General features: G+C 62.5%; 7 protein-coding genes. 6 read left to right on the top strand and 1 reads right to left on the bottom strand.

Features of this window, described 5'->3' with window-relative positions; translation table 11 throughout:
- Nucleotides 1-10 precede the first annotated feature (10 nt).
- The 5 genes from PI990_RS03075 to PI990_RS03055 all read left to right on the top strand — a co-directional run bounded on the left by PI990_RS03075 (nucleotide 11) and on the right by PI990_RS03055 (nucleotide 9499).
- A complete protein-coding gene (locus PI990_RS03075; RefSeq protein ID WP_271659803.1) occupies nucleotides 11-4819 on the top strand; it encodes a two-partner secretion domain-containing protein in 4809 nt (1602 codons plus the stop codon).
- Between the two features lie 180 nt (nucleotides 4820-4999).
- A complete protein-coding gene (locus PI990_RS03070; protein ID WP_271659802.1) occupies nucleotides 5000-5770 on the top strand; it encodes a nuclease-related domain-containing protein in 771 nt (256 codons plus the stop codon).
- Nucleotides 5771-5908: 138 nt separating this feature from the next.
- The gene (locus PI990_RS03065; RefSeq protein ID WP_271659801.1) at nucleotides 5909-7120 is read left to right on the top strand and encodes a hypothetical protein; all 1212 of its coding nucleotides are present in this window, start codon (nucleotides 5909-5911) and stop codon (nucleotides 7118-7120) included.
- Nucleotides 7120-8346, top strand: coding sequence for a hypothetical protein (locus PI990_RS03060; protein WP_271659800.1), 1227 nt, complete (start codon nucleotides 7120-7122; stop codon nucleotides 8344-8346). The genes PI990_RS03065 and PI990_RS03060 overlap by 1 nt, the downstream gene beginning before the upstream one ends.
- Before the next feature lie 682 nt (nucleotides 8347-9028).
- Entirely contained in the window at nucleotides 9029-9499 is a 471-nt protein-coding gene (locus PI990_RS03055) for a BRO-N domain-containing protein (RefSeq protein ID WP_271659799.1), read from the top strand.
- A gap of 92 nt (nucleotides 9500-9591) precedes the next feature.
- On the opposite strand, the gene PI990_RS03050 is transcribed toward PI990_RS03055, so the two are convergent.
- Nucleotides 9592-9750, bottom strand: coding sequence for a YqaE/Pmp3 family membrane protein (locus PI990_RS03050; RefSeq protein WP_009615518.1), 159 nt, complete (start codon nucleotides 9748-9750; stop codon nucleotides 9592-9594).
- A gap of 129 nt (nucleotides 9751-9879) precedes the next feature.
- Here PI990_RS03050 and PI990_RS03045 point away from each other — a divergent pair, with 129 nt between their 5' ends.
- Entirely contained in the window at nucleotides 9880-11349 is a 1470-nt protein-coding gene (locus PI990_RS03045; protein ID WP_271659798.1) for a sigma-54 interaction domain-containing protein, read from the top strand.
- The last annotated feature ends 622 nt before the right edge of the window (nucleotides 11350-11971 follow it).

Raw genomic sequence — 11971 nt, 5'->3', positions numbered from 1 at the left:
GGCCGACAGCATGAACCACGTCTACCGACTGCTCTGGAACGCTGCCCACGGCACCTACGTGCCGGCCCCCGAGAACGCCACCGGCCAGGGCAAGCGCGCCCGCGCCCGGACCCTGCTCGCCGTCCTCCTCGCCGGCGCCAGCGGCCACGCCCTCGCCCTGCCCACCGACGGCCAGGTCAGCCTGGGGCAAGGCAGCATCGCCAGCGCCGAGGGCAGCATGACGGTCACCCAGTCGTCGCAGAACCTCGCGATCAACTGGAACAGCTTCAACATCGCCCAGGGCGAGAAGGTCAGCTTCGTCCAGCCCAACAGCAGCGCCATCGCCCTCAACCGCGTGGTGGGCAGCGACCCCTCCAGCCTCTACGGCACCCTGCAGGCCAACGGCCAGGTGTTCCTGATCAACCCCAACGGCATCCTCTTCGCCCCGGGCGCGCAGGTGAACGTCGGCGGTCTGGTGGCCTCGACCCTGGACCTGTCGGACCAGAACCTTGCCGCCGGCAACTTCGCCTTCGAAGGCAAGGGCGGCCGCGTCACCAACCAGGGCAGCCTCACTGCCAACGGCGGCTACGTGGCCCTGCTCGGTGCCCAGGTCAGCAACGAGGGCACGGTCCAGGCCAGGCTCGGCAGCGTCGCCCTGGCAGCCGGGGACAAGGTCACCCTGGACTTCGCCGGCGACCAGCTGGTCAGCCTGGAAGTGGACAAGGGCACCCTCCAGGCCCTGGCCCAGAACAAGCAGCTGATCCAGGCCGACGGCGGCCAGGTGATCCTCACCGCCAAGGCGGCCGAGGGCCTGCTGAATGGCGTCGTGAACAACGAAGGGATCGTCGAGGCCGGCTCGGTGAGCCAGCACGATGGCGTCATCCGCCTGGAAGGCGACAGGCTGGTCAATACCGGCACCCTGGACGCCAGCGGCGCAACCGGTGGCCGCATCAGCCTGGCCGGCCAGGGCATCATCCAGGCCGGCGCCATCCATGCCGACGGCAATGGCGGCGCGGTGACGGTGGACGCCGCCCACGGCGCCCTGCAGACCACCCAGGGCCAGATCACCGCCAACGGCTCGACCCAGGGCGGCTCCATCCGCGTCAACGGCGGCGACTCGTCGTTCATCTCCGGCAGCTTGAGCGCCAATGGCCAGCGCGGCGGCGACATCACCGTCACCGGGCAGACGGTGAACCTGGCCGCCGCCAGCGTGAAGGCCGACGGCACCGCCAAGGGCGGCTCCATCCGCATCGGCGGCGACGCCCACGGCGCCAACCCGGACGTGGCCAACGCCCACACCACCCGCATCAACCCCTACACCCAACTGAGCGCCAAGGGCGCCGACGGCGACATCGTCGTCTGGTCCGACGCGCGCACCGACTTCCGTGGCCAGGCCGCCACCGGCGAGCGGGGCTTCATCGAGGTGTCGAGCAAGGGCACCCTCAACTATGGCGGGCAGGTCAACGCCGGGCAGGGCGGCGAGGTGCTGTTCGACCCCACCAACCTGGTCATCACCGACACGGTCGGCGACCAGTTCTACATCGACCTCGCCGACCCCAACCCCCAGGCCGGGGTCCAGCACGGCGGCGGCAACATCAACCAGCTGGCCAACGGCAACATCGTCGTCAGCACACCCGGCGCCTACTTCGGCAACCTCAGCACCGGCGCGGCCTTCCTCTACAACGGCAAGACCGGGGGGCTGATCTCCGCCCTCTACGGCAACAGCGCCGGCGACGGCATCGGCTCCGGCGGCATCGCCGCGCTGGCCGGCAGCAACGTCGCGGTGGGCAGCCCCGACTGGGACAACGGCGCCCTGGCCAATGTCGGCGCGGTGACCTGGTTCAACGGCACCACCGGGCTTTCCGGGTTCGTCACCAGCGCCAACTCCCTCACCGGCAGCACCACCAATGACCGCGTGGGCCATTCGCTCACCACGCTCACCAACGGCAACTACATCATCGGCTCCAGGTTCTGGAACAACGGCAGCGCGACCAACGCCGGCGCCGTCACCTACGGCTACGCCAACCAGGCGCTGACGGGCGTGGTCAGCGCCGCCAACTCGCTGGTCGGCAGCAGCGCCGACGACTACATCGGCACCAACGTCCGGGCCCTGAGCCAGGGCAACGCGATCACCTGGAGCAGCCTCTGGGACAACGGCGCCGCCGTCGATGCCGGTGCCGTCAGCTGGATGAGCGGCACCGGCCCCACGGCCGGCGTCATCGGCGCCGCCAACTCCATGGTCGGCAGCAACACCAACGACTTCCTCGGCACCGACGCCAACCTCAACAGCGGCATCGTCAGCCTCGGCAACGGCAACGTCCTGGTCTTCAGCAAGCACTGGCACCTCACCCCGCAGATCGACACCGGCGCCGTCACCTGGATGAGCGGCTCCACCGCCACCACCGGCGTGGTGGACGCGAGCAACTCCCTGATCGGCAGCTACGCGGCGGACCGGGTCGGCTACGTCTCCAACCACCCTTACGGCGACAAGCCCAGCTACGCCGAGCTGGGCAACGGCAACGTGGTGGTCACCAGCGGCTACTGGAACGGCAGCGCCGGCGCCGCCACCTGGATGAGCGGCACCGGCCCCACCGCCGGCGTTATCGGCGCCGGCAACTCCCTGATCGGCAGCACTGCCAACGACCGGGTCGGCACCCTCGGCGTCACCGTCCTCGCCAACGGCAACTACGTAGTGAACAACCCCTACTGGAGCGACGGCCTCAACGCCGAGGTGGGCGCTGCCACCTGGGGCAACGGCAATGGCGGCACGGTGGGCGCCATCAGCGCCGCCAACTCCCTGGTGGGCAGCAGGGCCTACGACCACGTGGGCCAATCCTCCACCGCCCTCACCAGCGGCCACTACGTGGTCAACAGCCCCAACTGGAGCGACGGCAACAACCCCGAAGTGGGCGCCTCCACCTGGGGCAACGGCACCACTGGCACCGTCGGCCTCATCAATGCCGGCAACTCCCTGGTGGGCACCACGGCCTACGACCATGTCGGCCTCTCCGCCACCGCCCTCACCAACGGCCACTACGTGGTCACCAGCCAGCACTGGAACGACGCCCTCAACGGCCTCAGCCTGGTCGGCGCGGTCACCTGGGCCAACGGCAACGGCAGCACGGTCGGCGCCGTGTCGGCCGCCAACTCCATGGTGGGCGACCTCGACAACGACCTGGTCGGCAGTGGCGGCATCGTCCCCCTGGCAGGCGGCAACTACCTGATCCGCAACGCCCATTGGCACGACGGGTCGGGGAGCGTGGCGTGGCGCGACGGCAGCGCCGCCAGCACCGGCACGTTCGACAGCAGCAACGCGATGGTCGACACCTACGACCCGGGCATCACCCTGTTGAGCAACGGCAAGTTCGTCCTCAACAACGCGTTCTGGGGCAACCGCCAGGGCTACGTCATAGTGGGCAGCAACGACGGCAGCTTCTTCGGCACCATCTCATCGGCCAACGCCCTGGTCGGCGGCTACCGCCTGGCCTCGCTGGGCGCCGGGGGCCGCGTGCTCGACCTGGGCAACGGCCACTTCCTGATCTACGGCTTCTCCGCCAAGAACCCGGACGGCGGCGCCCTCGCCGGCTCCATCACCCTGATCGACAGCGACGCGCCCCTGGTCGGCCTCACCAACGCCAGCAACACCTTCTATGGCTCCGGCCTCACTCGCCTGACCCACGAGGGGCTCTACGTACTGCCCAACCACGACTACGTGGTGCCCTACTACAACTGGAACTCCGGCTCCACGCCCAACCTGGGCGCCGTCGTGATCGGCAGCGGCAGCACCGGCCTGGTGGGCTACACCTCCACCAGCAGTGGCCTGGTCGGCCTGCAGGCCGGCGACCAGATCAGCTCCAGCGGCATCCACCTGCTGGCCGGCAACGACTTCCTGGTGCGCTCGCCACAGGCCACCATCGATGGCCAGAGCGGCGCCGGCAGCCTGTGGCTGGTGCAGCGCGGCGCCGACCTCGCCGACACCCTGAACAACAGCGCCGGCGACCAGATGGTGAGCCCGGGCGCCATCGCCAAGGCCGCCGTCGCCGGCAGCACCCTGACCCTCCAGGCCAGCAACGACATCACCGTCAACAGCGCCATCGCCGTGGACGGCGCCCTCAAGCTGGTGGCCGGCAACCGCCTGACCCTCAACGCCGGCATCACCTCCCAGGCCACCGGCACCGCCATCGAACTGGCCGGCCAGGCCTTCACCAACAACGCAGGCGCCAATGCACTGACCACGCCCAACGGGCGCTGGCTGGTCTGGTCGGCGAACCCCACCGGCGACACCCGTGGCGGCCTGGCCTACGACTTCAAGCAATACAACGCCAGCTACGGCAGCAGCACCGTCGCGGGCGCCGGCAACGGCTTCCTCTACAGCCTGGCACCCACCCTCACCGCCGAGCTCGTCGGCAACGTCACCAAACCCTACGACGGCACCACCGCCGCCACCCTGGCTGCCGGCAACTACGCGGTATCCGGCGCCATCGACGGCGACACCGTGGCGCTCCACACACCGACCACCGGCCACTACGACACCCCCGGCGTCGGCACCGGCAAGACGGTGACCTCCAGCGGCCTGGGCATCACCAGCGCCGAGAACGGCGGCAAACCCGTCTACGGCTACCAGATCGCCCAGGCGAGCGGCGCCGTCGGCACCATCGAGCCGGTGGCCCCCACACCTGGCCCCGACACCTCCGCCAACCCGGGCCCCCGCTACGACGTGGCCTGGTCGCTGATGGTCCCCGCCGAGAAACACAGGGTGGTCGCCGAGGAACCGGCCGCCGACCTGCTGCAGGTCGATGCCGGCGGCATCCGGCTTCCCGTTGGCATGGAGACCAACTAGGCAGGCCCCTCACGGCCGGTACACAGCGCCCTCAACACAAAGCCGCGCAATGCGCGGCTTTGTGTTGAGGGCCACCGGCCAACTTCCACCAAAGGAGCCCCCGGCCGGCACGCAATTCCATAGTGCCAGCACGGTTTTTTTCGCTACTATCCGACCACTCACGACTCATGAGTGACGGAAATGGACTTCACACCGCTCATCGCCCAGGTCTGGACCACCCTCGCCTGGTTCATCCCGCTGATGATCCTCATCGGCCTGCTCAAATCCCCCCTCGGCAAAGGCTATGTCGGCGAACTCCTCGTCCGGCTCTTCGCCCACTGGCAACTGGACAGGCAGACCTACCAGCGCCTGCACAACGTCATCCTCGCCACCCCCGACGGCACCACCCAGATCGACCACGTCTTCCTCTCCCGCTACGGCATCTTCGTGCTGGAGACCAAGAACATGAGCGGCTGGATCTTCGGCGGCGAACAACAGGCCCAGTGGACGCAGAAGCTCTACAAGCACAGCTACAAGTTCCAGAACCCGCTGCGGCAGAACTACAAACACCTCAAGGCTCTGGAAGCCACCCTAGGCATCGCCCCCGAGCACCTGCACTCGGTCATCACCTTCGTCGGCGGCAGCACCTTCAAGACAGCCATGCCCGCCAACGTCACCCAGGGCATCGGCTTCATCCGCTACATCAAGTCATTCCAGCAGCCGGTCTTCAGCGACGCCCAGGTCGCCACCCTGGTCCGCGCCCTGCAAACCGGCCGCCGCGCGCCCACCCTCGCCACCCACCGCGAGCATGTGCAGAACCTACAGCGCCGCAATGACCCGACGGCCGAGCGGCAATGCCCCAAGTGCGGCAATGCGCTGGTGATCAGAACGGTGAAGTCGGGGCAGAAGGCGGGGCAGAAGTTTTGGGGATGTTCGGGGTTTCCGAAGTGCCGGATGGTGCAAAATTTTTAAGGCACAGGGGAATAATGGAAATCCTAGACTGCCTACTATTATCATGAGCGTCGACTTTTCATCCTGAAATGGAGACACGCTCAAGAATATTAGGATGAATCCAAAAATATGAAAAACTCATGCGGAGAACTCTGAAACATGCACGTTCTACCTAACCAAGCATTGTTGAGCGACGATCGCTCCAACTGCCTTTCAGTGACGCTAATAACAACAGTAGGCGACTATCTTGAGTTCATCAAAAAGACCTACGATAACCGCGGCGGCTTAGACGGCCAGCGACTTCCTTTAAAAACAAAGACCGCGATAAAAATCAGAGGCAGAATGATCGATGATCTTCTGCACGGAGCCGTACTACCACCGATTGTAATTGGTGTAGTACCAAATGACGCGGCAGAAATGGCAAAACTTAAAGGACTTGCCGAAGCTGGAGACATAATTAATCTTACATCTCAAATTGAAGCAGTTGAGCCTGCACAAATAGCAATTATCGATGGAATGCAACGCACCACTGCACTACTTGAAGCATTAGAAAAAGACCAAGAAAAAATAATTTCACAGCCTGTTCGACTCGAGTTATGGATTGGCCAAAATGCTAACAGCTTGATATATCGCATGCTTGTACTTAACACCGGACAAGTACCATGGGACATCAAGCGACAGCTAGAAACCGTCTACACCTTCTTACTAAAAGAAATTGAATCCCGCGTAACCGACATATCAGTATTCAAAATAGATGACAGGAACAGAAGAAGCACCGGGGGGCAATACCAAAGCAGCATAATTATTGAAGGCTATTTTGCATTTACCTCTAGAAAACCTAACGTCGATATCAAGGAAAGAGTTGCCGAAGACTTTGCCCGAATAGATGCCACGGAATCAGCAGCTGAAGAAGCAAACCTGAAACGATTTATAGAAGTTCTACGCTTACTAGTTAACCTAGACAAAACTTTTGCACGCTATACAAATACAGATCAAGCTGACGGCAATGACAATCGATTTGCAGAAGGCAGAGACATATTCAAAGTTCGAGCTGCAATCATTGGATTTATTAGCGCAGCAGCGGTGTGGATTTATGGCGAACCCGGATTCGAGTTTGATTTCCAAAAACATGAAGAAAATACAACACTACTCATTAAATCAATCTCATCATTAACCGACAAACTAAATAACTTACCCCCCACTGAAGTTGGAGCTTTTTTGCAGCTAGACATCCTTAGCATTAGGCTTTTGGGAAAAACAGGCGGCGTAGGTGATTTTGAGCGGGAGGTTTTCCATCGGGCATTCCTTTCAGCAATAAAACATGGTGACAGCCTACCCAATATGGTTCCCTGCTGGCGGGCCGGCTACTGATGTCAAAACTTCTTGGAAAAACCGCAGCTGAAGCTCTTCAGAGAGACATTTTTGGCTCTGATGCCCATGGAAGATTTAGCCTCTGCCCACCGTCTAACTTCGATTTCTTCAATTCTCTTAAATTAATAGAGATCGACAACTTCGCCAACGTAACGGTGAGCCTTTTCGAGTCAACACTCTGGGAGCGCGCGGGTAACGTAGTCAGCTGCATTAGACTGGACAAAGAATCTATGATCTATTCAGGAAGCTACGAGGGCGCGCTTCCTGAAGACGTGGCTATACACTCTAAAACATTATGGCTTTCAGTATCTTCACATGAGCTTGAGATACAGGACGAAGAATTTTGCAGAGCACTTGAGTCTATGAGCTGTACTCAAGACAATGAAAACCAAGAAACATTTTTTATGCTTTTGAGAGCTCACAACATCATTCTGCTTGATTTTCGTAGAAAACTCGAAGCAGAAAACTCCATTAAGTGGCAAGAGCGCGAACCGGAATACAAAGGCACTCCCGTTTCTGATTTTTACCCGTTCTACGAATCATTTTCCGTCCACCGCGTGAATACTAATTCACCACTAGCGGGAAGATCAGTCTTCTGGTTTTCTTACTTGATTTCATCGTGTTGGAAAAGCAATACCCCTTCGCACATACCAGCAAAGGCCATTCAGCACATTGAAGAAATATATAACGAAAACTTGTGGCACTTCCCAATAGACAATGCACGCGTTGCCATGACAGCGGCTCATTTCAAACACGCCTTTATAGACCTTTACCGATGTTTAGAGTGGCTATATTCACTACCGCGATGCCTACGTCTAAAAGCCGACTTAGGCCTAACTATGAAAGGCGTTGAGCTGGCTCGACTCTTCCGAGATAAACTTGCTTGGAGGCGAGCTGAGCAAGACTCACTTAAGTTACTTATAATTGATGCCGGCCCTGAAAATCTAGATATATCAGTGATCAACAAATGCTTACTTTCCGCCCTGCCTCCTTTCCCGTTAGCTGGTCACGAAATCGCTGACGGAGCCCCAGAAACCCCGGAGAAATGGGCGGAGGTCGCAGCAACAGCTCTATCTAAAAGAATCTACTCCATACGAAATCAGTACGTCCATCAACTAGATTCTTTAGATCATCAAGAAATACCCCGCGAAGCCGAGCCAGCTCTCATTAATATCCTAGCCCAGCTATGCGCAATACTTTACAAAAAATACTCGGCGGAATTCTGATGCGTATTTACAATTGCACTTCCCTAAGTCAAAAATCACTGATATTCAGTCAAGTGTAAATTTGATTCCGTGCAACTGCGGCTCTCGCTCCAACGATGATCGAAACGGCGCAAATAGCCCTGACTCATAAAAATACACAGTACCGTCCAATCAAGGTTTACTGGCACACTCGCTGCTTTTACGTGCCTTGCACCATCTAACGGTGCCTGCGCCAAGCTGTGCCCGATTTCTACGCGCTTGCAGCCTTTCTGGGCAACTCATAATCTTTGCTCCACGATCCGAGTCCATATGGGCCATCACCGCCCCCCGTGACCAAGCCGCGCATTGAGCGGCTTTTTCATTCTTGCGAGGCAGGCCTTATCACTGCATCGTGTCTCTCCGAAGATTCCTACCCACCCTCGCCATTGCCGTCCTACAAAGGCGCTCTGTAGCGTCTCCCACCGTCATGCCTCGGCATGGCCGGGAGTGGAATCCCGAATTCATGAACTTCGCTACACCGCCATAAGCAGGCTCATCGAGAGAAAGCAGTTTTCGGAGAGTCTGGCCATCTATGGCGGACCGTGCGAGGGGGCTAACGCCTGCCGGTATTGGTTCATGACCGGTATTCCACACCTCGTACGGTCCGCCACCCTTATGCGCCCTGGATCAGGTGGCGGCTCCCCTGCAAGGAAGGAGTCTCATCATGTCCCACGACTATTTCGTTCCCAGCGTCTTCCACCGCCATCACCGCGCGTTTCGCGCGCTGCTGATCGATGACCAGGCCTGGGTCGTCGCCGGCGACCTCGGCCCGCTCACCAATCGCCATATCGACGACAAGCTGACCCGCAAGCTGGACCCGGACCAGTGGCGCAACGAGCGCGTGGAGAACCACCAGGGCGCGGTGGAAACCCTGTTGCTGATCAGCGAGAGCGCCGTGTGCGAGCTGCTCAAGGTCAACTTCTATCACCCCGAACACCGTGGCCTGCGCCAGTGGATCACCGGCGAGGTGATTCCCGCGCTGCGCTCCCAGGCCACGCCGCACCTGCCCCGCCAGCGCCGGGTGACCTGGCAGGGCAGGGAGTTCAGCGTCATGGAGTGGCAGGGCCGCCAATGGGTGCGGGTGAAGGATGTGGCGGAGCTGTTCGACGGCGGCGAACGGGCCACGCTGCAATAGAACGGAGTCGGGGACGCATGGCGTCCCCGTTCCATTGAGCCGTCCGCCGAGAAGCGCAGCAGCGGCAACGCAGCTAGTTTTTCACCAGCCCACTAGCGCTTGGCGATGATATACACCGCATGCACGATGCCGGGGATGTAGCCCAGCAGGGTGAGGAGGATGTTCAGCCAGAAGGCGCCGCCGAACCCCACCTGCAGGAACACGCCCAGCGGCGGCAGGATGATGGCGATGAGGATGCGGATCAGGTCCATGCAAAAGCTCCTTGTAGGGAAATTCGTCTACCTCCTGATCGACTGCCGGCGAGCGCAAAGGGTTCCTTGCCGATGTTTCGGCGCCCCGCCCATAATCCGTCGCTCCCGCCCCTCCGGACCTCACCGCCCATGGCCATCTCCCGCGACGACCTCGACGAACACGGCCTGATCATCGGCGTCTCGCCCGAGCGTTTCCGCGCCGTGGCGATGCCCCTGCTGTTCGACCACCTCAACGCCCAGTGCGAGGGCACCATCGCGGTGAACCGCCAGGCGCGGATTGTCTGGATCAACGACAAGTACGCGCAGAAGATCGGCATCGCCGACCCGCGCAGCGTGCTCGGCAAGGAGGTGGAGGAGGTGCTGCCGGCCAGCCGCCTGCGCGAGGTGGTGGGCAACGGGCTGCCGAGCATGCTCGACCTGATGGCCTTCGGCGACGAGCACTTCGTGGTCACCCGCATCCCCCTGCGCGACGAGGACGGCACTCTGGTCGGCGCCCTCGGCTTCGTGCTGTTCGACCGCGCCCGCCACCTGCAGCCGGTCATGGCCAAGTACAACCAGTTGCAGACCCAGCTGGCCGCCGCCCAGCACGAGCTGGCCCGCGCCCGCCGTGCGCGCTACACCATCGCCGGCTTCATCGGCACCAGCGCCGCCGCCAGCGAGGTGAAGCGCCAGGCCCGCCGCGCCGCCCAGCTGGACGCCACCGTGCTGCTGCGCGGCGAGACCGGCACCGGCAAGGAGCTGCTCGCCCAGGGCATCCACAACCTGTCGCTGCGGGCCAGCGGGCCCTTCGTGGCGGTGAACGTGGCGGCCATCCCGGAATCCCTGGTGGAGGCGGAGCTGTTCGGCACCGCGCCGGGCGCCTTCACCGGGGCCGACCGCCGCGCGCGGGCCGGCAAGTTCGAGCTGGCCGACGGCGGCACGCTGTTCCTCGACGAGATCGGCGATTTGCCCCTGCCGCTGCAGGCCAAGCTGCTGCGTGTGCTGCAGGAGCAGGAGGTGGAGCCGCTGGGCTCCAACCAGGTGAAGACCCTGAACGTGCGGGTGATCGCCGCCACCCATGTGGACCTGGAGGCCAAGGTGGCCGCTGGCGAATTCCGCGAAGACCTCTACTACCGCCTCAACGTCCTCGCCCTGCGCGTGCCGCCCCTGCGCGAGCGCCGGGAAGACCTGCCGGCGCTGGTGGACTACCTGCTCGACGACATCGCCACCCGCTCCGGCCAGCCGCCGCTGGAACTGCAGCAGGGCGCCCTCGACCTGCTCTGCGCCCAGCCCTGGCCGGGCAACGTGCGCGAGCTGCGCAACCTGCTGGAACGGGCGCAGCTGCTGGGCGATGGCAACCGCCCGCTGGAGGCGCGTGACCTACGCAGCCTGCTGGTGGACCCACAACCGGCCGTCCCCACCCCCACCCCCGCGCCCGCAGCGGCTGACGAGCCCGCATCTCCCGCCGTGCGCCCGCTGGCGGACAGCCTCGCCGAGGCGGAACGCGCGGCCATCCTCACCGCCCTCGCCGCCTGCGACGGCAACCGCACCCAGGCCGCCGAACGCCTCGGCATCGCCCGCGCCAGCCTCTACAACAAGCTCCAGGCGCACGGGTTGTAGCCGGGCGGCTTACCCGGGCTGAAGCCCGGGCTACGGGTCGGTACGTCGGTGGATGGAGAAGCGGCATCCACCCCACGGAACGCCCAGGCGGCGTAGGGTGGATCGCGCTTCATCGATCCACGCGGGGCGGGGTCGATTGCCGGGCAGGGCGTGCATTCCCTGCGGCCACGGTGTTGGGGGTGGGCGCGGTGGTGGATGGAAAAGCGCCATCCACCCTACAAAATCCCCAGGCCGGCGTAGGGTGGATCGCGCTTCATCGATCCACGCGGTGCGGGGTTGGTCGCCGGGCAGGGCGTGCATTCCCTGCGGCCACGGTGATTGGGGGCGGGCGCGTTGGTGGATGGAAAAGCGCCATCCACCCTACAGCCCGGGGACCTCGCGGCGGGTCATGGAGTGTCCATATTTTTGGACAAGACTCGAAATTGGCGTCCAATAAAAAAGACACCGTCCAAGGGAGTGGACACTTCAAGCGCGTCCTCGTCTCCCCGCTAATTTCCCCAATCCCACTACCAGCGCCTTCCCCAGGGCTTTTCAGCCCACTTGGCACAGCTTTCGCTCTATACCGGCAAAGGGCCGACCCAGGCCCGGCCGCTGCGGCGGTTCAAAACAACAACAAGAAGGA

Source organism: Pseudomonas sp. TUM22785, from assembly GCF_028198105.1.
Classification (GTDB): domain Bacteria; phylum Pseudomonadota; class Gammaproteobacteria; order Pseudomonadales; family Pseudomonadaceae; genus Metapseudomonas; species Metapseudomonas solani.
This window is presented reverse-complemented; position numbering and strand designations above follow the sequence as displayed.